This is a genomic window from Salinivibrio sp. IB574 (assembly GCF_001996205.1).
Classification (GTDB): domain Bacteria; phylum Pseudomonadota; class Gammaproteobacteria; order Enterobacterales; family Vibrionaceae; genus Salinivibrio; species Salinivibrio proteolyticus.
Genome location: NZ_MUFN01000015.1, coordinates 13,577 through 39,546, shown reverse-complemented (window position 1 = coordinate 39,546; position 25,970 = coordinate 13,577). Strand labels below are relative to the sequence as shown.

Here is a 25,970-nt window from a genome sequence, read left to right as displayed (position 1 = left end):
TTTTATTAATCGCCAATAACGACAAGGTCGTCTCGGTGTATGGCTACCGGTCCATACTCATAGCCTAAAATATCTGCGATTTGTTGGCTATGTGCACCTGCAATACGGCGAAGATCGGCCGCGGAATAACGGCAAATACCGCGCGCAAGGCATTGCCCCTCTACAGAGTAAATGCGTGCAACTTCGCCACGCGCAAAGTCGCCTTTGACGCGTACGATGCCTTTACTCAGCAAGCTGCTACCTTTTTGCGTCACTGCCGTCACCGCACCGGTATCAATAGTAATATCTCCCGCAGGAGGTGGTCCGGCTAAAATCCAGCGTTTACGGCTCTCTAATGGGCTTTCTAGCGGCAAGAATCGAGTGCCTGCGCTGTTACCGGCGACCACGTTTTGGATCACTTCAGGCTTGCTGCCAGCGGCAATCGTGACTTCTATGCCCGCACGTCGCCCAATATCTGCAGCCTGCAGTTTCGTTGCCATGCCACCGGTGCCAAGACCTGTAACACTGCCTCCCGCTAATTTGCGTAAGGTTTCATCAATCGTATGGACTTCCCGAATAAGCTCGGCATCGGGTTGCGTTCTCGGATCCGCCGTAAAGAGTCCGGGTTGATCGGTAAGCAGCACTAATTTGTCTGCGTTAGCTAAAATTGCCACCAGCGCTGAGAGGTTGTCGTTATCACCGACTTTGATCTCAGATGTCGCCACCGCATCATTTTCATTCACAATGGGAATGATGCCGTTGTCGAGTAAAGCATGGAGCATGTCTCGCGCATTGAGAAAACGCTCGCGGTGATCCAAATCAGCGCGGGTCAGCAGCATCTGTCCGACTTGAAAGCCATAAAGACTGAAAAGATGCTCCCAGGTTTGAATTAAACGGCACTGCCCGACGGCTGCGAGCATCTGCTTATTGGCGACCGTGTCAGCCAATACCGGATAATCAAGGTGCTCTCGCCCAGCAGCGATCGCTCCCGAAGAGACAATGATCACTTGATGGCCTTGTTGGCGCAGGCGCGCGCACTGACGAACCAACTCAACCATGTGGGCTTGGTCAAGGCGTTGCGAACCGCCAGTCAGCACACTGGTGCCTAATTTTACAACGATGGTTTGAGAAGAGACGGTGGCTGCAATGTCACCGTCTCGAAGCGCGTCTTGAACTGTCATGATTGCCTGATTGACTAAAAGATAGATGTCTCTTTTATCAATCCCATGCCCATTTAACAAGGACTGAAATCAGGCAAATCACGTTTTAGTTAGAAAGGGCGAGTTCAGGCTCGGTCAGTTTTTGACTTGGGGAAAGGGAAAGCGATAGTTCATCGACCACCAATTGGCATAATTTGGTGTAGAAACTATCAAGGGTTTTCTCAACCTCAGCGCGCTGTTTGGCAGGGACGGCTTTTGCTAACCATTCCCCGTGCTCGTCATAGAGGCCATAACCGTAGTGATAACGGAACCCATCGTCTTCTGGGGTAAGCACTAGCCACCAGCCCCAGAATTCGCGCGCGTCGGGCTCCTTTTTCGCATCGACGCAGACAGACAGACTATCGAAAAAATAGCTTTGTTCATCAGATTGCCCATCACGAAAATACGGGCCCAGCGCAGTAAAACGTGTTTTTAACCGTCCATGAGAAAGCGGAAGCGTTTGGGTCATGGTGTCCTCCAGTGGCACTCTATCTACCTAAGCTCAAGGTATATCATGACGTTATCGGTCAGGTGAACGCCAATCCCCCGCTTTCCGTACTCGATCACACCTTCGCCATCTTAGTTACAAAATATTGGCAAACCAAGAGACGGTCTCACACAACGCACGATGATAGCCGTCATGCAAAGGCGTATTCGGCAATGTCACCGCTTTACCACCACGACTATAGGTCGCAATCAGTTTATTGTCGGATTCAGGACAAACCGGATCATCTTTTAAGCTCAAGGCTAAAATGGGCACATCGGTGCGCCGTCCGGTGAGTAAGCCTTGGTTTTTGAGTGACCACGCCTGCAAGCGTGTCCGAAGCGTGTCGATAGGAATATGGCGACCGAGCCGCGACCCTAGTGTATCGAGGTACATGGGTGGCATTTTCTTCATCATTTGTGCATTGGTTAATAGCGAATGCACGATGCCTCCCAGCGCCGCACTCGCTTTGACTCTATGTGGTTCAAGAAAGGCTAACCGAACCGCCGGATTGGCGCCAAACCGGATCCCCATAGTGCCCACGCGGTGGTGATCTACCCAAGGTACCTCCGCCAGTTTATCTAACATGGCACGATGTAAGCGGCTGGTATCTTCATTGAGATGCCAATGACTGCTGTGCCCCACTGAGGGCATATCTAAGGTCAATACCGCGATATCTGCGGGAGCAAAGTAATCGACGAATACCCGCCATAAATCGGTTTGCAAACTGTCTAAGCTGCCACTGAGAATAACCACCGGCAGAGTCGCATCGGTTCTTGGCAGATACAGGTAACCTTTTAGCGATTTGCCATCGAGCGTTGTTTCTACGGTTTTAACCGTGAAGGGAAGCTTATCCATGGCATGCTCAAAGGCTTTGTAGGCCAGCGTTTCCGATTGCAAAGCGAGCGTATCGCCTTTGAGGTGAGGATACGCCGCGATACCGAAATAGGTACAGGCTTGCAGCCATTGCTGACTCGCTGCTTGATGCTCCCCTTTGTCTGCCAGCGCTTGGGCGCGCTTTTGGTGCTGCATGCCCACTGCTGTCCACTCGTAGTTCCAATTTCCCGAGCGGTAGCCTTCTACCGTATCCAGCAGACTGTCGACGGAGCGTGAATTATCCGAATGAGCAATACGGGCAAAAATGGCTTCCATCTCTACCGGATCCACTCCTTGCCACGTCCATTGTCCACGACGCCGCATTCGATACCAGCTGCGCTCACTATCTCCATCAAACGCCGAATAACTCGCTTGATCGATTTGCTGGATAGCGCCAAACAATGTCGACGTTTCTTTGGCATGTCTGTGTTTGGCAAACAGCTTGACCGACAAATTTTGAGATTCGCTTTCCGACACGTTCACTCCCGAGCGTTCAGTTTATGACGCTCCTAGTGTAAACCATACTCACAGCAAGGCCATGATTTTCAGTCAATCGCGTCCCTAGAAACGAAAAAACGCCGCAACTGTGTGCGACGTTTTGTTGACAGCAGATTATCAATAACCTTGCTGGCTATTATTTGGCAATCGGATCCACATAGCTCACCGCCATATCCCACGGCTGCTCAATCCATGTGTCTTGCGCAATATCGACGATATAATCGTCAACAAGATGCTTACCCGCCGGTTTGGCGCTTACAGTCACAAAGCGTGCTTTAGGATAGAGTTGGCGCACCATTTCTGCAGTTCCGCCTGTATCAACCAAGTCGTCCACCACAATAAAGCCTTCACCATCCCCCGGTGCTTGTTTCACGACACGCATATCGCGCTGATGATCATGATCGTAGCTCGAGATACACACCGTATCGACATAGCGAATGCCTAGCTCACGGGCCAGAATGGCGGCAGGCACTAAGCCACCGCGACTCACAGCAATAATTCCCTGCCACTGGTCAGCGGGTAGCAGCCTCTCCGCCAATTGGCGTGTGTACATCTGCATGTTGTCCCAGGTGATGATGAACTTGTTACTCATGATGAAAACCTCGTGGCGTTTCTCGCCTTGTTATAACGTCAATGTGGGCGGCTGTTTTACACCAAGAAAACGAACTTGAGTAAGAACAATCCAGCCAAGATCCAGATACTGACAGGGACCTCACGCCCTTTGCCCGCAAAGGTTTTTACGGCACAAAACGCAATAAAGCCAAGGCCAATCCCGCTCGCAATCGAGTAAGTGAGCGGCATCAGCAAGCACACCACGACCACCGGTGCGGCTTCAGTCAAATCTCGCCAGTTAATCCCTACAAGACCTGACATCATCAAAATCGCAACATAAAAGAGAGCGCCAGCTGTTGCATACGCTGGGACCATACCTGCGAGCGGCGCAAAAAATAGCGCAAGCAAGAATAAGATCCCCACAACGACAGCAGTGAGTCCTGTACGGCCACCCGCTGCTACCCCTGACACACTTTCAATATATGAGGTTGTATTCGACGTGCCTAAAAGCGCCCCGACCGATGTCGCGGTACTGTCTGCCAGTAATGCACGATTTAAACGCGGCAGTTTACCATCTTTGTCCAAAAGTTCCGCGCGCTGTGCCACACCCACTAAGGTTCCTGCAGTATCAAAGAGGTCAACAAACAAAAATGCGAACACAATAGACACCAGACCAACTTCAAGGGCTCCGGCAAAATCAAGCTGCATAAAGGTCGGCGCGAGGCTTGGCGGCGCAGACATCACGCCATGGTAAGGGACATCCCCCGCGACAATACCAATCACGGTGACCACTAAAATCGCAATCATGACCGCCCCTTTTAGGCCACGATGCACCAAACCAATTGTGAGGAAAAAGCCGAGTGCTGCCATCGCTGGCGCAAATGCCGTCACATCACCCAGTGCGACAAGGGTTGCCGGGTGATCCACAACGATCCCCGCATTTTGCAGTGCGATGAGCGCTAAAAACAAACCGATACCCGCCGAGATACCGGTGCGCAGTGACATAGGAATCGAGTTGATAATCCACTCACGAATCTTCAACACACTGAGTAGAATAAAACACAAGCCCGAAATAAACACCGCAGCCAGCGCAACCTGCCACGAGTGGCCCATTTGCAGCACCACTGTGTAGGTGAAGAAAGCGTTAAGGCCCATACCTGGCGCTTGAGCGACCGGATAGTTGGCGACAATTCCCATCACAAAACAGCCGACGGCAGCAGCCAAACAGGTGGCAACAAATACGGCGCCCTTATCCATTCCTGCTTCAGCCAAAATAGATGGGTTCACGAAAATGATGTAGGCCATGGTGAGGAAGGTGGTCACACCGGCAATAACTTCGGTGCGAAGATCCGTGCCATGATCGCTGAGTTTAAATAAACGCTCTAACATCGTTGGTATCCCGAATAAAAGGTGGCGCATCATAAGATGCAAAAGGAAAACGTTTGCGTGTCAAAAATTGGCGCAAATCTTACCGATCGATGAAGGAAATTTCCAGCACGAAACCGCATGAATTGATCGGAATGTCATGGCTCTCGTGATGGTTGCCAACAAGATTGTCTATCATGACTGGCTTATCAGGCACCTGACATACCACCCATAAAAAAAACGCCACAACATTGTTGTGGCGCCAGAACTAAAGCGTTTGCTTCTGGATCAGAAATGTCTCTGTAAGAGCGGGGGAATCGTAAAACTTACTTGCGGTACCCGAACGGCGCCGGATACGTAAATCCTTTGGTATACACTGACTGTTGGTTCCAGTAGTAGTTAGATACCATACCTTCCATCGTTTTTACCTCTCTCAAGTTTAAACCTAATGTTGTTCACATTTTGTCTCGGTTCCTTGGAGGCGAATACTCGGGTTCACTCCATGAACAATCGATAACCTGTGTTATCAGTGTCTAGATAATAACCCACACGTAATTATATTACAAGCAATAGAGTGACTAGAGTCACAAAAAGTTCATATTTGGTAGTTTTATTACGCCTGCCACGCCTAGATATCCGGCATGCACTCTGTTTTTCCTTCCCTTGATCCTGCGACTGTCACCACCTAGTCGACAGTGGTATGCTTGGTAAAGTCCATCTATTTCAGTAAGGCCTACTGTTTAAAAGGCCAACAATAAAATAAAATGGAGTCTACCGTGTCTGAGATCAGCCAATTATCACCCCAGCCTGTTTGGGCTTTTTTTGACCAGATTTGTGCTATTCCACATCCCTCTTACCACGAAGCACAATTGGCAGCATTCATTGTCGATTGGGCGAAAGGCCGAGGCTTAGAGGTTCGCCAAGATCCCACTGGCAATATTTTTATCCGCAAACCGGCGACGCCGGGAATGGAAAACCGCAAAGGTGTAGTACTACAAGCCCACCTTGATATGGTGCCGCAGAAAAACGAGCACACCGAGCACGACTTTACCACCGATCCGATTCGCCCTTATATCGATGGCGAGTGGGTCACGGCGGATGGCACGACATTAGGCGCCGATAACGGTATTGGAATGGCCTCCTGCCTTGCCGTCTTAGCGGCTGATGACATTGAACATGGTCCGCTCGAAGTGTTGCTCACCACCAACGAAGAAGCTGGGATGGACGGTGCATTTGGCCTAGAAGCAGGCTGGCTTGAAGGGGAAGTGTTACTGAACACAGACTCCGAACAAGAAGGGGAAATCTACATGGGCTGTGCGGGCGGCGTCGATGCTAGCATGCACTTTCCGGTCGAGCGTCATCCCATCGGCGACAATTTTGCGCGTTTTACTGTCGGTATAAAAGGCCTTAAAGGCGGCCACTCTGGGGTGGATATTCACACGGGTCGCGCCAATGCCAACAAGCTACTTGCACGCATGCTCAGCCATCACCTCAGTGAGGTTGATGTCAGTCTGATTGCATTGCGAGGCGGCACATTGCGTAACGCCATCCCGCGCGAAGCCTTTGCAGATATTGCCGTGCCAGTCGAGCAAAAAGACGCATTAGCCGCGGCGATAGATAACTACGCGCAGTTGCTTCACGATGAGTTGGGACGCTTGGAGGAGAACGTCACTGTTGTACTCGATGCGTCTGACAATCAAGCCGACCCATTGACCCGTGCCGTACAATCTCGGCTACTCGCGGCCTTAAACGCGGCGCCAAACGGTGTTATACGGATGAGCGATGATGTTCCGGGTGTGGTAGAAACCTCACTGAACTTAGGCGTTATCCAAACCGATGAGCATACTATTACGGGATTGTTTTTGATCCGCTCATTGATCGATTCAGGGCGAGAAATGGTGCAAGGCATGCTGCGCTCACTGGCCGGTTTAGCGAACGTGACCGTCGAGTTTTCCGGCGCATACCCGGGGTGGAAGCCTGATCCAGACTCTGAAATCATGCATATTTTCCGCGATACCTATGAAGCTATCTATCAGCGTAAGCCTGATATCATGGTGATCCACGCGGGATTAGAATGCGGTCTATTTAAAAAACCTTATCCGGATATGGATATGATCTCGTTTGGTCCAACGATTAAGTTCCCTCACTCACCTGATGAGAAAGTGAATATTGAAAGTGTGGGTCACTATTGGCAACAAATGCGCGCTATCTTAAAAGCGATTCCTGAAAAGCGCGCTTAAGCGAGTAAACTTAGCTGGGGGTCATTGTCGTCCCCCAGCCCTACCGACAAACCAATCAGCCGCACCGCTCTACCCTCGCCTCGATAAAACGCTTCATGCAACAAGGTATCAAATAGCCCTCGATCTAACCGCTCACAGCGGTGTGCAACCGTCGTGGTTTGAAAGTCGTTGAATTTGAGTTTGACCCCTTGGCGACAAATCCGCCCATTCGCATCGGCTTTTTCGAGTCGCCGTTGGAGCTCTTCGTATAAAGTGTCTAACCACTGTAAACAATCATTCAGCGCTGCAAGATCTTGCGATAAAGTGCGCTCTACGCCAACGGATTTACGTATCCGCTCCACTTGCACTGGACGTCGATCAATACCGTGTGCTCGCTGCCATAGTACCTGCCCAAATTTACCAAACCGCTGGATCAGTTCACCATGATCGCTACACTGCACATCTCTACAGGTAAACAAATTCAGTTCATGAAGCTTGGTTAAGGTGACACGTCCTACGCCCGGAATGCATTGCAAAGGGAGCTCAGCCACAAAGGTGTCGACCTCGTCAGGGGTGATCACGCATAAGCCATCCGGTTTGTTGATATCTGAGGCGACTTTGGCGAGAAACTTGATTGGCGCGACGCCTGCCGACGCGGTTAATGATAGCTCGTCGCGAATGGTGTGACGAATCGCTTCTGCAATGCGGGTTGCCGAGCCTTGATGACTGTCGCAATCTGTAACATCTAAGTAAGCCTCATCAAGAGAGAGGGGCTCAATAATATCGGTATAACGATGAAAAATAGCATGAAGCTGCTGAGAAACGGCGCGGTACTTGGCCATATTGCCACGCATAACCGTCAGACCGGGACATAGTTTAAGTGCTTGAGCCGTCGCCATCGCGGAACGGATCCCAAAGCGACGCGCGGGATAATTGCAGGTTGCAATCACCCCTCGCCCATCAGGTGACCCGCCAATCGCAAGAGGCACCTGTTGTAAGGCAGGGTTATCACGCATCTCCACTGCCGCATAGAAACAATCCATGTCGATATGGATGATTTTCTTCATGACAATCCTGCATGGCCACCAGATAAGACAGAGTGACTCACTGGTGGCTATCTACTGTACACCTGATCGCGTCAGGTCTCGGCTAGATAATTTGGTTTTTCTTCCACTCACGGGTTTTCTCTGCACGCGCTTCTCGCTTTTTACGTGCATCGCACGGCTCTGGGCAGTCGCATTCTTTTTCAATACCGATTGCGCCTAGGCCACCACAGCTCCCACTGATGGTTTTTTGCTGTACGATGTAGCCGATCGCCATCCCTGCAATCACAAGTACAAAAACAGCAAAGGTGATAAGAAATACTGACATAATTGCTCACCTACTATCGTTATTGCGTATTTAACGCTTTAAATAAGGCTTAAACGCCTCAGATGCGATTTCTTTAAAACCGTCATCCGTTTTCACTACCATAAAGGCAGGAATATTGGCTTGATTTGCCAATGCAACGGCTTTCTCTGGTCCAAGTACCATGAAGCCTGTTGCCAAACCATCCGCCGTCATACAAGACGGGTCCAACACAGTGACAGACACTAAGCGATGATGAATCGGTCGTCCTGTTGCTGGATCAATGATGTGCGAATAGCGTACCCCATCATGCTCAAAGTAATTGCGATAATCCCCTGACGTGGCAACCGCCATATCCCCAGGCTCAATAATCTCTTGCACCGACTGTGTGCCGGCACTAGGCTTTTCAATCGCGATGCGCCAAGGTACACCGTCTTGGTTCACACCTTTTAATTGTAACTCACCACCAATCTCAACCAAATAGTTATCGAGACCAAGTGACGCCAAATACTCAGCGACCACATCTACGCCGTATCCTTTGGCGATCGTTGACAAGTCGACATAAAGGTCAGGATTGGTTTTGGTCAACTGATTGCCCGATAAAGACAGGCTCTCTAACCCCGTCATCGCCATTCGCTGTGCGATTTCTTCGTCGGTCGGAATATTCTCTGGTCGTTTTTCAGGGCCAAAGCTCCAAAGATTCACTAACGGTCCAACCGTGACATCTAACGCGCCGTCGGTGAACGCGTTAAGACGCATCGCTTCTTTCACCACTTTCGCCGTCGCGTCAGATACCTCAACCGGAGAGTCAGCACGATGTTGATTGAAACGGCTCAGCTCCGAATCGTCTCGATACGTCGACATCTGGTCATTCACCAGCTCCAAACGCTTATCGATTTCTTTTTGGATAACAGCCTTCTCGGGCGTGTTTTCCGTTGCAATGTACTTAATGGAGTAATACGTACCCATTGTACTGCCATTAAGATGGACCAGCTCAGGTGAACGCTCACAACCGACCAAAGCCACGAGCAGTGTCAGCGTTGCCACACAGCCTAACCAAAACTTCTTCATATGGGTGTCCTTCGACGCGAGGTTGATACGTAAAATGGCTGACCCAAAGGCCAGCCATTAAAAGGTAAGTCACACGTTGTGATCTTAGCCGCCGAAGTCATCCAGAAGGATGTTTTCGTCTTCAACACCTAAGTCTTTCAGCATACCGATAACGGCTGCGTTCATCATTGGTGGACCACACATGTAGTATTCACAGTCTTCTGGCGCTTCATGATCTTTGAGGTAGTTCTCATAAAGCACGTTATGGATAAAGCCTGTGTAACCATCCCAGTTATCTTCTGGTAGTGGATCTGACAGTGCGCAGTACCACTTGAAGTTATCGTTCTGCTCTTGAAGCATATCGAAATCTTCAACGTAAAACATTTCACGCTTAGAACGTGCACCGTACCAGAAGGTGATCTTACGATCTGAGTTCAGACGTTTAAGTTGGTCAAAGATATGCGAGCGCATTGGTGCCATACCGGCACCACCGCCGATAAAGACCATTTCAGCGTCGGTATCTTTCGCGAAGAACTCACCGAACGGTCCTGAGATCGTACACTTATCACCCGGCTTCAGTGACCAAATGTAAGACGACATTTGGCCTGGTGGCACATCAGGGTTACGTGGTGGTGGCGTTGCCACACGCACGTTCAGCATGATGATGCCTTCTTCTTCAGGGTAGTTCGCCATTGAGTAAGCACGGATGATTTCTTCATCCACTTTTGACTCATAGCGGAACAAGTTGAACTTCTCCCAGTCTTCACGGTATTCCTCAGGAATATCAAAGTCTGAGTACTTAATGTGGTGCGGTGGCGCTTCAATTTGAATATAACCACCTGCACGGAAAGGTACAGACTCACCGTCAGGAATGCGCAGCTTCAGCTCTTTGATGAAAGTGGCTTTGTTGTCGTTAGAAATAACTTCACAATCCCACTTCTTCACGCCAAAGATTTCTTCTGGCAATTCGATCTTCATGTCTTGCTTTACAGCAACCTGACATGACAGACGCTCACCTTCACGTGCTTCACCTTTGGTGATGTGGTCAAGCTCGGTTGGCAGAATATCACCGCCACCTTCTTTGATTTTTACGCGGCACTGGCCACATGAACCACCACCACCACAGGCAGAAGAAACAAACACACCAGCACCGGCCAGTGCACCAAGCAGTTTACCGCCTGGCTGAGTAACGATCGCCTTTTCAGGATCGTCATTGATATCAATTGTGACGTCACCGGTTGGTACCAGCTTGGACTTGGCGAACAAAATCACCAATACCAGCGCCAGTACAATCAGAGTAAACATCACTACACCAAGAATAATGTCCATTGACTATTCCTTTTCTCGCAGTTTACCCGGCTTACAGTTGCACACCAGAGAAAGACATAAAGCCCAATGCCATCAAACCAACTGTGATAAAGGTGATCCCCAAACCACGCAGTGCTGGCGGCACGTCTGAATATTTCATTTTCTCACGGATACCCGCTAGGGCGACGATGGCTAGCATCCAGCCCACCCCAGAACCGAAGCCGTAAACCACTGACTCTGCGAAGTTGTAATCACGCTGAACCATGAATGATACGCCACCGAAGATGGCACAGTTCACCGTAATAAGCGGCAGAAAGATACCCAGCGCGTTGTAAAGCGGCGGGAAGAAGCGGTCGAGTACCATCTCAAGAATCTGTACCAACGCCGCGATAACGCCGATGAAGGTAACAAAGTTCAAGAAACTCAAATCGACGCCTTTCACCAGCGCGTCTTCACGCAGAACCAAGTTGTAAACCAAGTTGTTAACCGGCACTGAGATGGTCAGTACCACAACCACGGCCACACCCAGACCAAATGCGGTTTTTACTTTCTTGGATACGGCCAAAAAGGTACACATACCAAGGAAGAATGCCAGCGCCATGTTCTCGATGAAGATAGAGCGCACTAGCAGGCTCAAATAATGTTCCATGTGCTATTACTCCTTCGCTTCAACTTGTTCAGGTTTGAAGGTACGCACAATCCAAATCAAAAAGCCGATGAGGAAGAATGCAGATGGGGCCAGAAGCATCAAACCGTTTGGCTGATACCAACCCCCTTCATTGACCACAGGTAGAATAGACACACCAAACACTGAGCCAGAGCCCAGTAGCTCACGGAAGAACGCGACTGTCATCAGCACAAAGCCGTAGCCCAGTGAGTTACCAATACCGTCAATAAATGATGGCAATGGCGACGACTTCATCGCATACGCCTCAGCACGACCCATCACGATACAGTTGGTAATGATAAGACCAACGAATACCGACAGCTGCTTAGAAATGTCGTACACGAACGCTTTCAATGTTTGGTCAACCACGATAACTAACGACGCGATGATCGCCATCTGAACGATGATACGTACGCTGTTAGGAATGTGGTTACGGATCAAAGAAACACACAGGTTTGACATCGCCGTTACGAACATCACCGCCAACGTCATGACAAATGCTGTTTGCATCTGTGTGGTCACCGCCAAGGCCGAACAAACACCGAGGACCTGTAAGGCAATCGGGTTATTGTCCAGTACCGGTGACAGAAGGTTTTTCTTCAGTTCTTTAGCTTCAGCCATCGATCAGGCCTCCCTCGCGAACTTTTGCTAGGAATGGACCAAAGCCCATGTCACTTAGCCAGAAGTTAAACTGGTTCTGAACACCATTACTGGTTAGGGTCGCACCCGACAATGCATCGATACCGTGCTCACTACCTTGAGGAGCGCCGCCTTTAACGATGCGAATCGCTGGCTCGCCCTGCTCGTTGAATAGCTTTTTGCCATCCCACTGCGCGCGCCATTTCGGGTTTTCAACTTCACCACCTAGCCCTGGTGTTTCTCCTTGCTCGTAGTAAACGATGTCAGCAACTGTATTACCGTCGGGTTCTACCGCTACGAATGCGTACATCATGCTCCAAAGGCCAGAACCATTGACGGGCAGAATCAGACGCTGAGTTTGGCCCGCTTCATCTTTAACCAAGTAGACCTTGGCCACGTCAGGACGACGACCGATATCAGCAATGTTTTCATCGCCACTCAGCTTTTTCGACAAGGCCGGATCATTGGCAGCCGCACGCTGATCGTAATCAGCTGCCGATTCAACGTTGACCGTCYCAGGGCTAACAAATTCACCGTCATCTAGGCTGACTAGACGAGTCTCAATGTACTTGTTGTAAGCATCATTGATCGCACTTTTGCCACCCGTGACATCAATACCAGCCACAGAAAGGATGTTTTTCTGTACGTCTAGCTTTGCATTAATTTGTTGCAAAGGACGTAGCGCTACTGCTGCACCAGACACCACAATCGAGCACACCAAGCTCAATGCGATAACAACGAGCAGCGTCTTTTTAATACTATCGTTACTACTTGCCATTACGAGCCAGTCTCCGTTTGATGTTGCCCTGAATCACCAGGTTATCGAACAGTGGTGCAAACAGGTTCGCGAACAAGATCGCCAGCATCATCCCTTCTGGGTATGCAGGGTTAACCACGCGAATAATCACGGCCATCGCACCAATCAAAATGCCGTACCACCATTTTGCTTTATTGGTGAACGCAGCAGAGACAGGATCCGTCGCCATGAACATCATACCGAACGCAAAACCACCCAGTACAAGGTGCCAATGAGCAGGCATGCTAAACATTGGGTTGGAATCAGAGCCAATCACATTGAACAAGGTTGACGCGGCGACCATACCGAGGAAGGTACCCAAGATGATTCGCCATGATGCAATGCGCATGTAAACCAGCGCCGCACCGCCAATCAAGATGGCAAGCGTCGATACTTCACCCATTGAACCTGGGATATTACCAATGAAGGCGTCCATCCAAGTCATGGTTTGACCGGTCACGTTGTGCATCAGCGCCATTTCACCGCCGGTTGACCATTGACTCAGTGCAGTCGCACCCGAGAAACCATCCGCAGCGGTCCATACCAAATCACCAGAGATTTGAGCAGGATACGCGAAGAACAAGAATGCACGGCCAGCCAACGCAGGGTTCAAGAAGTTACGGCCTGTACCACCAAAGATTTCTTTTGCAACCACCACACCAAAGGTGATACCCAAAGCGGCTTGCCACAATGGCAGCGTTGGCGGAACGATCAGTGCAAAAAGAATCGAGGTCACGAAGAAACCTTCGTTCACTTCGTGCTTACGGATAATACAGAACAGTACTTCCCAGAAACCACCCACGATAAACACGGTGGCATAAATAGGCAGGAAGTAGGTGGCACCCAAGACCATTTTGGTGCCCCAACCTGCACTCGCAAGCGGCCCCGCAATCGCCTCAGTCAGCCAATAGTGCCAGTTCCCTTCAATGATTTGCGCAAGCTGCGCGCCTTCATATAAATGGTTCAGGCCCATAATGGCTTGGTTACCTGTGTTGTACATACCCCAGAACATTGCGGGGAACACAGCAAACCACACCATGATCATGATGCGTTTCAAATCGATGCTGTCACGCACGTGAGCGCCAGCTTTGGTCACCATGCCTGGCGTGTACAAAATGGTCGCGACCGCTTCATACAAGGCAAACCACTTCTCGTGTTTACCGCCTGGCTCAAAGTGTGGCTCGATTTGCTCTAAAAAGTTTTTCAGGCTCATCTGTTACCCTTCCTTCTCAATTTTTTCCAGGCTCTCGCGGAGCATTGGGCCAAATTCGTACTTGCCAGGGCAGACAAATGTACAAAGTGCCAAATCCTCAGGATCTAACTCCAGCGCGCCTAACTGTTGCATACTATCTGTATCACCGGCACAGATATCACGCAGCAGCATAGTCGGCTCGATATCCAGCGGCATTACTCGCTCATAGTTACCGATTGGCACCATGGAACGATCACTACCGTTGGTCGAGGTGGTCATATTGAAAAGTTGGCCTTTGAACAGGTGGCCGAGGTACGCACGGGTCACAGAGAAGCGGTTTTTGCCGGGAGATAACCAACCGAACAACTCTTTCTCATTACCTTCGCGTAATACAGACACTTGCAGGTGGAAACGGCCAAGATACGCATGAGGACCAGTCGCTTTGGTACCCGAGAGTACAGAGCCTGAGATAATGCGGCTCTCGCCGGCCATCAACTCACCGTCCGTCAACTCATCAAGGTTAGCGCCCAGTTGAGTACGTACCAAGCGTGGCTTATTGACCATAGGGCCAGCTAAGGCAACCACGCGATCGGTGTTAAGTTCACCGGTCAGGAATAAATGGCCAAATGCAATGACGTCTTGGTAGTTTAGGTGCCATACCATTTTTTCCATACTTGCTGAGCGCAAGTGATGGATATGGGTACCGACAAGACCAGCTGGGTGAGGACCAGCGAAGACGTGCTGCTCAACGTTTGATTGCTTGCTTGTCGGTAACTCTACGTCTGCTTTACAAACGAATACCGTTTTTTCGGTAAGGCGAGAAACCACATCTAGGCCAGCAACGAAAGCCTCTTTTTGCTCATCAATGATCACTTTCGGATCCGCAGCAAGCGGATTGGTGTCCATGGCATTGACAAAGATAGCTTCCGGCACGGCATCAACCGCAGGCGACTTGCTAAAAGGACGAGTACGAAGCGCTGTCCACATGCCAGACTCGACCAGTTGGTCAACAATGGCTTGGCGATCTAGCGATGCCAACTGTGAGGCTTCATATTTATTAAACGTGACTTGCTCGTTTCCATCGACTTCAATGACGACAGACTGAAGAACACGCTTGGCACCGCGGTTAACTTCAACCACTTTACCAGCTGCTGGTGCAGTGAATTTCACGCCCGGATTCTTCTTGTCTTCAAAAAGAATCTGACCTTTTTTCACTACATCACCCACACGCGCGTGCATGGTGGGGCGCATTCCAACGTACTCTTCGCCAAGCAAGGCGACTTTCTTGACGGCTGGGCCGTCATTTATCACCTGAGTAGGAGTCCCGGCAATAGGGATATCCAAACCCTTTTTTATTGTAATCATACGCACTTGCACTACATTAACGGGAAAAAGAATTCTGTTATTGCGCAGTTAAAGACACGACTTTCGACTGTTTGGCGGCCATGACGGCCCACCGTCGCAACATCCTGCTAACCAAATCGTTACACAAAGGTAGCCTAGGTTAGTCTTTAAGCGCCGTATTCTATCACTAACCCCAGCGTTGATTCTATGGGTATTGTCACTGGAGCGTGGCAATTATCCATACCTGTACAAACAATACTCGCTGTAAGGTCACAGTTTCACTGCTGTTTTTTTGTTCACCTTAGCAGGCAATGCGAATGCGCGCCTGTGCTGGTGAAACTAAAGCCGTACGCAGTTACCACTCACCGAACCGCTCATATTTATGTAAGAATTTGTTGCCACAACGTGAAAACTCAACATCAGCGCTGGCGCTATTTGCCCCCACCGCGACAAGCGGGTGAATCCGGAGCTTGCGCTTGTGACGTCCACTCTTGCGGCGTGTAAGTGTGGATCGCCAACGCATGAATATGATGGGCCAACTCATCAGATAAGGTCGCATTCACTGCGCGGTGACGTTGAATTAAACGCTGACCATCAAATGCCTCTGATACCACCACGACTTTAAAGTGGCTCTCTGACCCTTCTGGCACGTTATGCATAAAGCTTTCATTACGCACATCCAGAAAGCTAGGCGAAAAAGCCTGCTCGAGCTTCTCGGTGATCTGTGTTTGTATTTTCATTTTGCTTCCCACATTTTCCACGGGGAGCACAGGTGCTCTCAGTGTAGATGCTATTGATGATTTTGCGACTTTCTCGGTGGCGTGAGCTTTCAACACCAGAGATGACGCCACGTTTTAAATTGCAGTCTCTGGCTGAGTGCGACAATATACCCACTTTATCTAGCGCGACGCAAAAACTCCGATGAAGACTGAAATGACGACGCCTTCGGGCCAGCCATTAATACTCCACCGTTATCCCCGACGTAAAAACGAGACGCTGCAAGCGTTCGACGCAGCCGACGAATACTTGATTGAGCACGTGGCTGAGTTGTCATTACCGGCCGGTGCGCGTGTGTTGATCATCAATGATCACTTTGGCGCGCTAAGCTGCTGGGCGTCACAACAAGGCTATGAAACGATTCAAGTCAGTGATTCGGTGGTGGCACAACAAGCAACTGTCCAGAATTTAGCCGCCAATGCCCTGCCTAGCATCGTCCAATTAACCAGCCTAGAGCCGCTGCCTGAGCGCGTCGATGTGGTGCTATTACGGATCCCGAAAAGCACACGCATGTTGTCATGGCAATTACAGCAACTTGCCGCGATCACCGATTCATCTATTCCCGTTATCGCCGCGGCGAAGGCCAAAGAGATTCACACCTCAACGTTAAACCAGTTTGAGCACCAGCTCGGCAACACAGTGACCTCACTGGCGAAGAAAAAAGCACGCTTAGTATTTTGCACGCCGCGTGACGACAAACCCGAGTTAATCGACCAGCTACATACGTTCGATGTGCCTGATTACGCCATGACACTAGCGAATTTCCCCAATGTATTCTCTGCGCAAAAACTGGATATTGCGGCATATTTGATGTTACCGCACATTCCGAGTGAACCCGGATTGAAAAGGATTGTCGATCTAGGGTGTGGTAATGGTGTGCTTGCCTTGCAAGCCGCTCGAAACAATCCAAATGCCTTTATTCATGCCGTTGACGAAAGCCATATGGCTGTCGCATCGGCGCAACGTAACCTTTTAGCGCATCATATTGCGCCCACGCGCTTTGAGTGTGAAGCGCGGGATTGTTTGAGCGAGTTTGCACACCATGATGTGGACTTGGTGATGTGTAATCCACCATTCCATCAACAACAAGCCATTACCGATCATATTGCTTGGCAAATGTTTTGTGACGCAAAACGTGTTCTGACCAATCATGGCCGCCTTTTAGTCATCGGAAACCGACATCTCGGCTATCATGCTAAGTTAAAACGCCTTTTTGGTAATGTCTCCGTCATTGCGTCGAATAAAAAATTCGTTATTCTTCAGGCAGTACACGCCCAACATTAAGTAAAGGATGCTGAACACAATGAAAAAACTGCTCGTTGCCGCTGCCGTGCTTATCCTAGCAGGCTGTTCATCGCCGCGTGATCCGCAACTGACTATCGCGCCCAAACCCGCCACCTCAAACCAACAGCAAGTGAATAACTTGCCCGTAGTTGTGAAAAGCCGTGATCTGCGTACCGCCCAGTTTGTGGCTGTCATTGACAGTGGTCGCTCTAACGTGAAGCCACTGCATGCTAGCCAGAATCTGCGCGTTGTCTTAGAAGATACCCTTTCTCGCCAACTTTCTTCGCAAGGCTTCCGTGTGGTGGCGAATGGCCCGGGAACACTGCGCCTCGATATTCTTGATGCCCTCGTGCGTGTAAAACACACAGTGTTTAAGCACAATATGGAAGCATCGGTCCAGCTTCAGCTGGTCGCTGAATCTCCTGATGGTCGCTTCGTGAAGCGTTACACTGGCAAATCAACCCAAGAAGGGATCAGCAGCGCATCGCCTGATGATATCGAAATGGCCCTAAACAACTTGCTTGAGGCGGTGCTGCAAGATATTGCCAACGACGAGCAGTTGCTTAAGCACATGAAAGAGCACTTTTAATCATGCGTACCTTCTGCATGATGTGCATGCTTGCGTTGGCTGCATTGCCAGCGCAGGCGGAAGTGTTGGTGAAGGTGGATACAACGCTCGGCGCATTTACGCTCAGTCTTGATGAGCAAAAAGCGCCCAAAACCGTGGCTAATTTTCTCCGTTATGTTGATGATGGCAGCTATGCTGGCTCTATATTTCATCGCGTGATCCCGGGGTTCGTAGTACAAGGTGGCGGGTTTGATAAAGACCTTGAACGCCTGCCGGTATATGACACGGTTGATAACGAATCCACCAATGGCTTAAGTAACCGGCGCGCCACAATTGCGATGGCCAGAACCAATGACCCCGATTCGGCCACGCGTCAATTTTACATTAATATCAATGATAACGGCTTTCTAGACGCCACGCCCAACAAGCTTGGCTACACCGTTTTTGGTCGAGTAGTTGAAGGCTTTGTCACGGTGCAAAACATTTCATCTCAATCAACCGTGACGATCCCAAGCAAGCGGATGCAAGACGTACCACAACAACCCATTGTGATAAATAGCATCTCTCGAATATCTTCTCAGTAGCTGACAGGCAGGCTTGCGATCATGTTACCTAATCTTAAGGGGGCGCTTGCGCCCTATGCCGACCGCCGACTCCTTTATGTGTTCTTAATGGGCTGCTGTAGCGGCTTTCCTTGGGTGTTAATCGGCTCCAACTTAAACGGCTGGCTCGCGGATGAAGGGCTCTCTCGTACCGCGATTGGTCTATTCGGCTCGGTGTTTGTGCTGTATGCGGTGAACTTTCTCTGGGCGCCTTTGATCGATAGACTCAAAGTGCCCATGCTTAATGAGCGCTTCGGACAACGCCGCAGTTGGATATTGCTCACCCAAGCGCTGATTCTGATCGCAACCTTGGCCTTATCTCAGCTTAATTTACACGGTTTGACAGCCATTGATCCTTGGGTGACCACTGTGGTGCTTTCATCGCTGATTTTTGCGATTGCACTCGCCTCTGCCACCCAAGATATCGCCATTGATGCCTTTCGTATTGACAATTTTGCGGAGCATGAGACCGATAAGTTCCCACTTGCCTCTGCCATGTCCGTCATTGGATGGTGGACAGGATATTCTCTGCCCGGTTACATCGGTTTTATCAACGCTGACGCCATCGGTTGGAATCAGGTGTATGTGATCATGGCAGGGTTTGTAGGCTTAATGTTACTGGCCACCTTATTCGTCAAGGAGCCTGCCAGTGACCGCGAGCAGCGCCAAGATGCCGCGACCCGTTACTATCAAGGAAAAGGGTACAGCAGTGCACGCACTTGGTTAGCAGTGACTGTGTTTGAACCTTTTGCCGAGTTTTTCCGCCGCAACGGTGTAAAAGTTGCGTTAGCCATTCTGTTGTTTGTTTTTCTCTTTAAGATTGGCGAGGCCTTTTTGGGCCGGATGTCGATTGTCTTTTACAAAGATGTTGGCTTCAGCAATGAGCAAATTGGTTATTACTCCAAGCTCGTAGGTTGGGGACTGACCGTGGTGTATACCTTAATCGGCAGCTACATTAATTTACGCTTTGGGGTAATCAAAGGCTTGTTTATTGGCGGTGTGGCCATGGCCTCAAGTAATTTGATGTTTGCTTGGCTTGCTGTGGTGGGGCCAGACGAGCACCTGCTGCTAGGCGCGATACTGGTGGATAACTTCACCTCGGCTTTCGCCACCATTGCCTTTGTCTCTTTCTTGACCTTCTTAACCGGGCGCGCTTTTTCCGCTACTCAATACGCGCTGCTTGCATCATTGGGTAACCTTGGCCGTACCTCTCTCGCATCCTTTAGCGGTATGATGGTGGACTGGCTGGACAGCTGGTCAACATTTTTCGTAATAACCTCATTGATGGTGATCCCAGGTCTAGTCATGCTGCTCTATATTGGTAGACAATTTAGAAAAGAATCATCGCACCATGACGCACCTTCTGGACAATGCCTAAAACCCCGGCAGGACTAGCGTTCCCCCATCACAGCGGAGTGCAAAAAATTGCGCTCCGCACGTCATTTTCTTTTAATCAAGATCACACAAAAATGACATGTAATCGGATACATGCCATCTTCAGTCACATCTAAAATTCGTGTCTACATTTGTTGCATTCTTTATGGTGAACTTAATCAATATACTGCCTCCATTGAACTCAACGGTTACACACTTAAGCAGAGGCAGTCACCATGAAAAAGTCCCTACTCGCACTTGCCGTCATGGCAGCTAGCGCCGCACCTATCGCCAACGCGGCTGATTACTCAGACGATATCTATAAAAACGATCATAAATGGCTTCAGTTTAACGCCATGTATGCCATCAACGAGAAACCTCAGTTCGGTAGTGACACCGATAAAGATCATAATTACCTCGAGATGGAATTTGGCGGTCGTAAGGGCGTGGTTGATCTCTATGGCTATGTGGACATCTTCGATCTTGCCGAAAGCGATAGCGACAACAACAATAAAAAAGGCGCACCTAAAGCCTTTATGAAGCTAGCACCACGCTTCTCAATTGACGGCATCACCGGGCAAGACTTGTCGTTTGGCCCTGTACAAGAAGTATACTTCTCGACTTTGTTTAACTGGGGTGGTGGCGATAGTGACACTAACAACTCGTTCTGGGGTGTCGGTGCCGATGTTGAACTGCCTTGGTTTGGCAAAGTAGGCATGAACCTTTACGGTTTGTATGACATCAACAAAAAAGACTGGAACGGTTACCAATTCTCGACCAACTGGTTTAAGCCTTTCCACTTTTTCGACAACGGTAGCTTCTTGTCATACCAAGGCTATATCGATTACCAGTTTGGTGCCGATGACACTTTCAAAGGCAACAGCCAAGCGACCCATGGCGGCGCGATGTTTAACGGCCTATATTGGCACTCAGACAACTATGCCCTCGGTTATGGCCTTAAAGCCTATAACGATGTCTACTTGATTGAAGATGGTGGCACAACGGAAAGCTCAGGTATTTCCCACTACCTAAGCGCCACCTACAAATTCTAGCTGACTGCGCCGGCCTCTCGGTCGGCGCTTTTTTCCTCACCCAACTTGTTTCTCTGTCTTGCTCCTACCTCGTGATAAACTATGCACTTTTAACCGCTCTGAGCTTGTCATGAACATAACTTTTATCGGTGCAGGCGCAATTGGTACTTTGTGGGCAACCCAATTAGTGCAAGCCGGTCATCTCGTGCAGGTGATCACCCGTGCAGGCACGGAAGTGTGTCGGCAATTGGTACTCGACAGCCATACCGTGACGGTCCCCGCTAACCAGCCACAAGCCATTACCGATTGCGATCTATTAATGGTGTGTACCAAGGCTTATGACGTCATGCCTGCCTTACAACCTCTCATCGAGCAGCTTCATCCCGATACAATTATCGTCTTAATGCACAATGGGATGGGACCGCATGCGCAAATCAAAGCACTAGTGAGTCCGTCGCAACCTTTACTGCTCGCCACCACCTCACACGGCGTCTTTAGCCCCTCTCAAGGGAGCTATCAGCATACCGGCCACGGAGAGACTTACATCGGCGCGGCGAATCAAGCAGGTCAGCAGTGTGCCTTTGTCGCCGAGGTGTTGGATCATGCCTTATCGCCAGTGCACTGGCACGAAGCGATTATCCATCAGCTATGGCATAAGCTGGCGGTTAACTGTGTAATCAATCCACTCACCGCGATTCATCAAGTGAATAACGGAGCATTGTTATCTGCCGACTACCAAGACACCATCCAGTTACTTTGCCAAGAACTTGCCCGTGTGATGCAAGCTGACGGACTCGCCACCCATGCCGAACAGCTAAAAACACAAGCACTGACAGTGGCACGCGCCACCGCAAATAACTATTCATCAATGAATCGCGACTGCTATCATGGCAGAAAGACAGAGCTTGAACAGATCACTGGCTATTTACTGGCTCGAGCGGCACATCATCAGATTAAGGTGCCTACTCATCAGGCGCTGTATGACGCCGTGAAGCAACGTGAGGTACAAAAAGGATAATCATGAAACCGATTAACGTCTTAGTATGCGTGGCACCCGGTAGCGAGGAAATGGAAACCGTCACCGCCATTGATGTGATGAAGCGGGCTGGTTTTTGTGTCACCGTTGCCAGCGCCGATCCTGAAGGTTCACTCACTTTAACCTGTTCTCGTGGCGTACAATTAGTGTGCGATGCACCTTTGGCGAGTGTGGCCGACCAGCCGTTTGATTGCGTCATTTTACCCGGGGGTATTGACGGGGCACAGTGTTTAGGCGATAGCGCGATCGTGACAGAAATTATCAAACAACAGCAAAGTGACCATGCATGGGTCGCGGCTATCTGCGCGGCTCCCGCGCTTGTCTTGCAGCGCCACCAGCTTTACCCCACCTCTCATATCAGTTGCCACCCCAGTGTCAGCGATCAGATCCCAGAGCAATGGCGCAGTCGGCGCCGTGTGATGACTGATTATGATCACAAGTTGATCACCAGCCAAGGCCCGGGATCTGCGCTCGAGTTTGCCATTGAGATTGTTCATGTCTTGGCAGGGAAAGCACTGGCTTGGCAGGTTGCCGAACCTATGGTCCCCCTCCCAAACTTGCAGTACGAGAAGAAATTCGCCGAATAAAAAAACAGGCAGCGAGGCTGCCTGTTTTTTGCTTAAATCGAGCTTTTTTCGCGATTAGCCGCGATAAACTTTGACATTTTCAAAGCCCATATCTTTTAGATACAGCGCTTGAAGGCGGCTCATCACACCACGCTCACAGTACAGCAAGTAGGTTTTGCTTTGGTCTAGGTCGCCAAAGCGGGTCGCTAATTTAAAGAAAGGAATATGAACAACGTCAGTGCCGTCGATGTTCAGTGGCTTTTCCTCTTCTTCATCACTGCTACGAATATCAATGACAATCGCGCCTTGCTCGGCCTCGTTAACCAGTTCAACCTCGGGAGCCTTTTCCTGACTAAGTTTCTCGATATCGCGAATATCCATCACCGAGGCATTGTTAACCACTTGCTCCAGTAACGCGAAGTCAAATTTCGCTTCCTCGGCCTCAAGTTTGGCTTTCTCGGCTTTAATCGTCGGGCTTTTCGAAATCACACCACAGAATTCAGGCATGGTTTTAGCGAAGTCTTCAGTGCCGATTTTGCGGGCTGTCTGGATAATGTCTTCTTTATCCCAGTTGATCAGCGGACGCAGGATTAACGTGTCCGTCACGTTATCAATCATGCGTAAATTGGTTAGAGTTTGGCTCGACACTTGTCCTAAGGCTTCGCCAGTGACTAGGGCTTGAATACCGAAACGCTCGGCAACCATGCTTGCCGCACGCATAAACATCCGCTTGAGCACGACTCCCATCTGACCATCATCGATGTTTTCGAGGATACTGGCGACAACCGGCTCAAAGTCGATAGAAATAAATTTCACTTTCGCCGACGAGCCAAACTTGTTCCACAGGAAGTGCGATACCTGCTGCACACCCGTTTCATGGGTTTTGCCGCCTAAATTGAAGAAGCAATAATGGACCTTGCTACCGCGCTTAATATGCAAGTAACTCGACACCCCTGAGTCGAACCCTCCCGAGATCAAGCTCAGCACATCTTCTTGCGTGCCGAGAGGGAAGCCACCCAAGCCAGTATGACGGTGCTTTACCAAGTTCAGCTTATCGTGGTCCACTTCCATCATCACGGTCACGTCAGGCTTTTTCAGCTGTACGCTGGCGGTCGGAACGGCTTGGTTTAACCCACCTCCTACATAACGCTCTACATCAATCGAGGTAAAGTCATGCTGGCCGCGGCGTTTAGCACGCACGCAAAAGGTTTTTCCTTCGATTTGATGACGAACACCCTCAAGGGTGAGTTCATAGATGTGGTGTAAATCGTTAAATAACGTTTGCTCAACCTCAAGCACCGTCTGCACGCCCGGCGTGTTGGTTAATACATCCAGGACAAGCTGACGCTCGTTTGGTTGTTTTAACGTCACCTCAATGTGATCCCTACGGTTATATACTGCCGTATTATCTGTCCGACGCTTTAAAATATTACGAATATTGCATTCGAGGATTTTAGTAAAACGCTTTCTAACAGACTCACTTTTGACGATCACCTCAGGGTGAATTTTAACGATAAACTTCATAACCGGTTCGATACAGCTGGAAACAAGGTCGCGGATTATACAATAACCACGTCCCAGCCGAAACCGGGTATTTTTGCGTCTAAATAAAGGTGAAAAACCTGACCGTAATAAACGTTTTTAATCAATCCATTACGGTCAGAATCTAGCTTATGGGGTAGGTGTAGCCGCATTGTCGGCCGATATTTCATCTGAAAAGCTGGGTTTTCCTTGGATCACAGCGATTTCCACACGGCGATTGGCCGCACGATTATCAGGCGAGTTATTGGGCGCGCGAGGCTGAGTGTCTGCCAACCCTTCCACTTTCATGCGCAAATGGTTAAACCCGGGCACTTTTTCCATTTCTTGCGCCACCGATACCGCACGCTGCGCGGATAAATCCCAGTTGGAACGGTACAGCTCCGATTCCAAAGGTGTACTGTCCGTGTGGCCTGACACTTTGATTTCACCGGGCACGTCTTTTACCAATTCCGCAATTTGGCGCACCATGGGGCGGAACTTGGGTTGCAAAAAGGCCGAATTTTGCGGAAATGCGCCTTTTTCCCGAATACGGATCACCAGTTGTTGACCCAAGTTTTCAACTTCAACGGCTCCTTCTTCGATTTCACGCTCTAACGCCTGCACAATCATCTTTTGCAACTGTTCCATTTGCTGCTGGCTTTGTTGCTGCTCCAGTTGAGAAGCAACCTGTGCACTGGTGCCTCCCTCCATATCCGACGCAGTGCGTTGTGAGCCGCCCGAGCGGTCCGATTCGCCTTCTTGGAAATTAAGCGTTCGTTGGGTCATGTCGATGGTTTGCTGCATGATCACTTCGATAGGGGTCGGCTCTGGTCGCCCCGGACGGAACTCTTGCGCAATCACACTGGTACCTTTGGGAATGTCTTTGACTTCCAGAACATTTTGTACCCCGAAGGCAAACTTCATCGACCCTGCTATCTGCTTAAACTTCAAAACGTCCATCTCAGAGAAGGACAGCAAAAGCACGAAAAAGCACATCAGCAGTGACATCAGGTCAGCGAACGTCCCCATCCACGGCGGCAGGCCGGGCGGTGGACATTTGCATTCCTCTTCTTCTTGTTGTGCCATCTAGACTGGCGAGCATGGCGCCATACATGGTGGTCAACAAGGCCACGGCCATCGCAGGGCCTATGGCTTTCGGGTCATCCATATTGGAGAGCATCGCCACCAGACCAATCAAGGTCCCGATCATCCCCATTGCCGGCGCAACATCGGCTAACGCCGCATAAAAACTGATCCCGTGGTCGTGACGCTCCTCGGTCAGGCTAATGTCTTTTTGCAGGGTGGCTCGCACCACATCCGCATCGTGTCCATCCACCAGTAAGTCGACCCCTTTTTGCATAAACGAGTTACTGACTTCCATCTCTTCTAACGCCAAAAAGCCGCCTTTACGGGCGGCATCTGCCATTTCAATAATCTTGGCAATCAAGTCTTCCGGATCATCCGACTTAAACATGAACGCCTTGCCTGCAATCTTAAAGCAAGCAAAAAACTGTCCCATGGTGTATTTGGTCAACACCACGAAAAGACTGCCCCCGATAACAATCAGTACGGACGGCACGTCGAAGTACATGTTCATGGTGCCGCCCAACAGCATGGCCATAATGACGAATGCGAACGAGCCTATAATGCCGATGAGCGTCGCTATATCCACGTCAGTCTCCCTTAGATTACATCG

Annotated in this window: 25 protein-coding genes and 1 pseudogene; 8 read left to right on the top strand and 18 right to left on the bottom strand. The window is 49.9% G+C overall.

Features of this window, described 5'->3' with window-relative positions:
- Positions 1 to 5: 5 nt before the first annotated feature.
- The 5 genes from proB to BZJ17_RS09020 all read right to left on the bottom strand — a co-directional run bounded on the left by proB (position 6) and on the right by BZJ17_RS09020 (position 4,977).
- Positions 6 to 1,160, bottom strand: coding sequence for a glutamate 5-kinase (proB, locus tag BZJ17_RS09040; protein WP_077640498.1), 1,155 nt, complete (start codon positions 1,158 to 1,160; stop codon positions 6 to 8).
- An 85-nt stretch (positions 1,161 to 1,245) separates the two neighbouring features.
- Positions 1,246 to 1,647 carry a sigma factor-binding protein Crl gene (gene crl / locus BZJ17_RS09035; RefSeq protein ID WP_069587431.1) on the bottom strand — a complete coding sequence of 134 codons (402 nt, stop codon included), beginning with the start codon at positions 1,645 to 1,647 and terminating at the stop codon, positions 1,246 to 1,248.
- A gap of 114 nt (positions 1,648 to 1,761) precedes the next feature.
- Positions 1,762 to 3,015: an esterase FrsA gene (gene frsA, locus BZJ17_RS09030; protein ID WP_077640549.1), complete on the bottom strand. Its 1,254-nt coding sequence runs from the start codon at positions 3,013 to 3,015 to the stop codon at positions 1,762 to 1,764.
- A gap of 157 nt (positions 3,016 to 3,172) precedes the next feature.
- On the bottom strand, positions 3,173 to 3,628 hold the full coding sequence (gene gpt / locus BZJ17_RS09025) for a xanthine phosphoribosyltransferase (protein ID WP_069587432.1): 456 nt from the start codon (positions 3,626 to 3,628) through the stop codon (positions 3,173 to 3,175).
- A gap of 56 nt (positions 3,629 to 3,684) precedes the next feature.
- Positions 3,685 to 4,977, bottom strand: a complete 1,293-nt coding sequence (locus BZJ17_RS09020; protein ID WP_069587433.1) for an NCS2 family permease — start codon at positions 4,975 to 4,977, stop codon at positions 3,685 to 3,687.
- 752 nt (positions 4,978 to 5,729) lie between these two features.
- Here BZJ17_RS09020 and BZJ17_RS09015 point away from each other — a divergent pair.
- Positions 5,730 to 7,193: an aminoacyl-histidine dipeptidase gene (locus BZJ17_RS09015; protein WP_108743801.1), complete on the top strand. Its 1,464-nt coding sequence runs from the start codon at positions 5,730 to 5,732 to the stop codon at positions 7,191 to 7,193.
- On the opposite strand, the gene dinB is transcribed toward BZJ17_RS09015, so the two are convergent.
- The 10 genes from dinB to bolA all read right to left on the bottom strand — a co-directional run bounded on the left by dinB (position 7,190) and on the right by bolA (position 16,255).
- On the bottom strand, positions 7,190 to 8,239 hold the full coding sequence (gene dinB / locus BZJ17_RS09010; protein ID WP_077455575.1) for a DNA polymerase IV: 1,050 nt from the start codon (positions 8,237 to 8,239) through the stop codon (positions 7,190 to 7,192). The genes BZJ17_RS09015 and dinB overlap by 4 nt on opposite strands.
- Before the next feature lie 82 nt (positions 8,240 to 8,321).
- Positions 8,322 to 8,543, bottom strand: a complete 222-nt coding sequence (gene nqrM, locus BZJ17_RS09005; RefSeq protein WP_069587436.1) for a (Na+)-NQR maturation NqrM — start codon at positions 8,541 to 8,543, stop codon at positions 8,322 to 8,324.
- 30 nt (positions 8,544 to 8,573) lie between these two features.
- Complete coding sequence (locus BZJ17_RS09000; RefSeq protein ID WP_069587437.1) at positions 8,574 to 9,590, bottom strand: FAD:protein FMN transferase; 1,017 nt, start codon at positions 9,588 to 9,590, stop codon at positions 8,574 to 8,576.
- A gap of 84 nt (positions 9,591 to 9,674) precedes the next feature.
- On the bottom strand, positions 9,675 to 10,898 hold the full coding sequence (nqrF, locus tag BZJ17_RS08995) for an NADH:ubiquinone reductase (Na(+)-transporting) subunit F (RefSeq protein WP_069587438.1): 1,224 nt from the start codon (positions 10,896 to 10,898) through the stop codon (positions 9,675 to 9,677).
- Positions 10,899 to 10,929: 31 nt separating this feature from the next.
- A complete protein-coding gene (gene nqrE / locus BZJ17_RS08990) occupies positions 10,930 to 11,526 on the bottom strand; it encodes an NADH:ubiquinone reductase (Na(+)-transporting) subunit E (protein WP_069587439.1) in 597 nt (198 codons plus the stop codon).
- A gap of 6 nt (positions 11,527 to 11,532) precedes the next feature.
- Positions 11,533 to 12,165, bottom strand: a complete 633-nt coding sequence (locus BZJ17_RS08985) for an NADH:ubiquinone reductase (Na(+)-transporting) subunit D (RefSeq protein ID WP_069587440.1) — start codon at positions 12,163 to 12,165, stop codon at positions 11,533 to 11,535.
- Positions 12,158 to 12,961, bottom strand: a complete 804-nt coding sequence (locus BZJ17_RS08980; protein WP_077640496.1) for a Na(+)-translocating NADH-quinone reductase subunit C — start codon at positions 12,959 to 12,961, stop codon at positions 12,158 to 12,160. Before BZJ17_RS08980 ends, BZJ17_RS08985 begins: the two co-directional genes overlap by 8 nt.
- Complete coding sequence (locus BZJ17_RS08975; protein ID WP_077640495.1) at positions 12,951 to 14,192, bottom strand: NADH:ubiquinone reductase (Na(+)-transporting) subunit B; 1,242 nt, start codon at positions 14,190 to 14,192, stop codon at positions 12,951 to 12,953. Before BZJ17_RS08975 ends, BZJ17_RS08980 begins: the two co-directional genes overlap by 11 nt.
- A gap of 3 nt (positions 14,193 to 14,195) precedes the next feature.
- Positions 14,196 to 15,536 (bottom strand): Na(+)-translocating NADH-quinone reductase subunit A, encoded by a 1,341-nt coding sequence (locus tag BZJ17_RS08970; protein WP_069587443.1) that lies wholly within the window; start codon positions 15,534 to 15,536, stop codon positions 14,196 to 14,198.
- Between the two features lie 410 nt (positions 15,537 to 15,946).
- Complete coding sequence (gene bolA / locus BZJ17_RS08965; protein ID WP_077455570.1) at positions 15,947 to 16,255, bottom strand: transcriptional regulator BolA; 309 nt, start codon at positions 16,253 to 16,255, stop codon at positions 15,947 to 15,949.
- Between the two features lie 193 nt (positions 16,256 to 16,448).
- On the opposite strand from bolA, the gene BZJ17_RS08960 reads away from it, so the two are divergent.
- The 7 genes from BZJ17_RS08960 (at position 16,449) to BZJ17_RS08930 (ending at position 22,774) form a co-directional block, all read left to right on the top strand.
- Complete coding sequence (locus BZJ17_RS08960) at positions 16,449 to 17,576, top strand: methyltransferase (protein WP_241836784.1); 1,128 nt, start codon at positions 16,449 to 16,451, stop codon at positions 17,574 to 17,576.
- Positions 17,577 to 17,595: 19 nt separating this feature from the next.
- Positions 17,596 to 18,165, top strand: a complete 570-nt coding sequence (locus BZJ17_RS08955) for a YajG family lipoprotein (RefSeq protein WP_069587446.1) — start codon at positions 17,596 to 17,598, stop codon at positions 18,163 to 18,165.
- 2 nt (positions 18,166 to 18,167) lie between these two features.
- Positions 18,168 to 18,728: a peptidylprolyl isomerase gene (locus tag BZJ17_RS08950; protein ID WP_077640493.1), complete on the top strand. Its 561-nt coding sequence runs from the start codon at positions 18,168 to 18,170 to the stop codon at positions 18,726 to 18,728.
- A 21-nt stretch (positions 18,729 to 18,749) separates the two neighbouring features.
- Positions 18,750 to 20,141 (top strand): MFS transporter, encoded by a 1,392-nt coding sequence (locus tag BZJ17_RS08945; protein WP_077640492.1) that lies wholly within the window; start codon positions 18,750 to 18,752, stop codon positions 20,139 to 20,141.
- Positions 20,142 to 20,356: 215 nt separating this feature from the next.
- Positions 20,357 to 21,172, top strand: a complete 816-nt coding sequence (locus BZJ17_RS08940) for an outer membrane protein OmpK (RefSeq protein ID WP_077640491.1) — start codon at positions 20,357 to 20,359, stop codon at positions 21,170 to 21,172.
- Between the two features lie 109 nt (positions 21,173 to 21,281).
- Positions 21,282 to 22,169: a 2-dehydropantoate 2-reductase gene (locus tag BZJ17_RS08935; protein ID WP_077640490.1), complete on the top strand. Its 888-nt coding sequence runs from the start codon at positions 21,282 to 21,284 to the stop codon at positions 22,167 to 22,169.
- 2 nt (positions 22,170 to 22,171) lie between these two features.
- A complete protein-coding gene (locus BZJ17_RS08930; RefSeq protein ID WP_077479424.1) occupies positions 22,172 to 22,774 on the top strand; it encodes a DJ-1 family glyoxalase III in 603 nt (200 codons plus the stop codon).
- A 54-nt stretch (positions 22,775 to 22,828) separates the two neighbouring features.
- Here the strand turns inward: BZJ17_RS08930 and thiI are convergent, their stop codons facing one another.
- The 3 genes and pseudogenes from thiI to pomA form a co-directional block, all read right to left on the bottom strand.
- Positions 22,829 to 24,277 carry a tRNA uracil 4-sulfurtransferase ThiI gene (gene thiI, locus BZJ17_RS08925; protein ID WP_069587452.1) on the bottom strand — a complete coding sequence of 483 codons (1,449 nt, stop codon included), beginning with the start codon at positions 24,275 to 24,277 and terminating at the stop codon, positions 22,829 to 22,831.
- A 147-nt stretch (positions 24,278 to 24,424) separates the two neighbouring features.
- Positions 24,425 to 25,360, bottom strand: a complete 936-nt coding sequence (locus tag BZJ17_RS08920) for a flagellar motor protein MotB (RefSeq protein WP_077640489.1) — start codon at positions 25,358 to 25,360, stop codon at positions 24,425 to 24,427.
- A gap of 1 nt (position 25,361) precedes the next feature.
- A pseudogene (gene pomA / locus BZJ17_RS08915) lies at positions 25,362 to 25,946 on the bottom strand (flagellar motor protein PomA); the annotation flags it as partial.
- Positions 25,947 to 25,970 lie beyond the last annotated feature (24 nt).

Excerpts from the sequence above, each read along its gene's own strand:
- BZJ17_RS08940 (WP_077640491.1), top strand. The coding sequence starts at position 20,357 with ATGAAAAAGTCCCTACTCGCACTTGCCGTCATGGCAGCTAGCGCCGCA.
- bolA (WP_077455570.1), bottom strand. The coding sequence starts at position 16,255 with ATGAAAATACAAACACAGATCACCGAGAAGCTCGAGCAGGCTTTTTCG.
- BZJ17_RS08950 (WP_077640493.1), top strand. The coding sequence starts at position 18,168 with ATGCGTACCTTCTGCATGATGTGCATGCTTGCGTTGGCTGCATTGCCA.
- BZJ17_RS08985 (WP_069587440.1), bottom strand. The coding sequence starts at position 12,165 with ATGGCTGAAGCTAAAGAACTGAAGAAAAACCTTCTGTCACCGGTACTG.
- thiI (WP_069587452.1), bottom strand. The coding sequence starts at position 24,277 with ATGAAGTTTATCGTTAAAATTCACCCTGAGGTGATCGTCAAAAGTGAG.
- BZJ17_RS08955 (WP_069587446.1), top strand. The coding sequence starts at position 17,596 with ATGAAAAAACTGCTCGTTGCCGCTGCCGTGCTTATCCTAGCAGGCTGT.
- BZJ17_RS08920 (WP_077640489.1), bottom strand. The coding sequence starts at position 25,360 with ATGGCACAACAAGAAGAAGAGGAATGCAAATGTCCACCGCCCGGCCTG.
- proB (WP_077640498.1), bottom strand. The coding sequence starts at position 1,160 with ATGACAGTTCAAGACGCGCTTCGAGACGGTGACATTGCAGCCACCGTC.
- dinB (WP_077455575.1), bottom strand. The coding sequence starts at position 8,239 with ATGAAGAAAATCATCCATATCGACATGGATTGTTTCTATGCGGCAGTG.
- BZJ17_RS08945 (WP_077640492.1), top strand. The coding sequence starts at position 18,750 with ATGTTACCTAATCTTAAGGGGGCGCTTGCGCCCTATGCCGACCGCCGA.
- crl (WP_069587431.1), bottom strand. The coding sequence starts at position 1,647 with ATGACCCAAACGCTTCCGCTTTCTCATGGACGGTTAAAAACACGTTTT.
- BZJ17_RS08970 (WP_069587443.1), bottom strand. The coding sequence starts at position 15,536 with ATGATTACAATAAAAAAGGGTTTGGATATCCCTATTGCCGGGACTCCT.
- BZJ17_RS08975 (WP_077640495.1), bottom strand. The coding sequence starts at position 14,192 with ATGAGCCTGAAAAACTTTTTAGAGCAAATCGAGCCACACTTTGAGCCA.
- BZJ17_RS09000 (WP_069587437.1), bottom strand. The coding sequence starts at position 9,590 with ATGAAGAAGTTTTGGTTAGGCTGTGTGGCAACGCTGACACTGCTCGTG.
- nqrF (WP_069587438.1), bottom strand. The coding sequence starts at position 10,898 with ATGGACATTATTCTTGGTGTAGTGATGTTTACTCTGATTGTACTGGCG.
- nqrM (WP_069587436.1), bottom strand. The coding sequence starts at position 8,543 with ATGTCAGTATTTCTTATCACCTTTGCTGTTTTTGTACTTGTGATTGCA.
- gpt (WP_069587432.1), bottom strand. The coding sequence starts at position 3,628 with ATGAGTAACAAGTTCATCATCACCTGGGACAACATGCAGATGTACACA.
- BZJ17_RS08935 (WP_077640490.1), top strand. The coding sequence starts at position 21,282 with ATGAACATAACTTTTATCGGTGCAGGCGCAATTGGTACTTTGTGGGCA.
- BZJ17_RS08960 (WP_241836784.1), top strand. The coding sequence starts at position 16,449 with ATGACGACGCCTTCGGGCCAGCCATTAATACTCCACCGTTATCCCCGA.
- nqrE (WP_069587439.1), bottom strand. The coding sequence starts at position 11,526 with ATGGAACATTATTTGAGCCTGCTAGTGCGCTCTATCTTCATCGAGAAC.
- BZJ17_RS09020 (WP_069587433.1), bottom strand. The coding sequence starts at position 4,977 with ATGTTAGAGCGTTTATTTAAACTCAGCGATCATGGCACGGATCTTCGC.
- BZJ17_RS08930 (WP_077479424.1), top strand. The coding sequence starts at position 22,172 with ATGAAACCGATTAACGTCTTAGTATGCGTGGCACCCGGTAGCGAGGAA.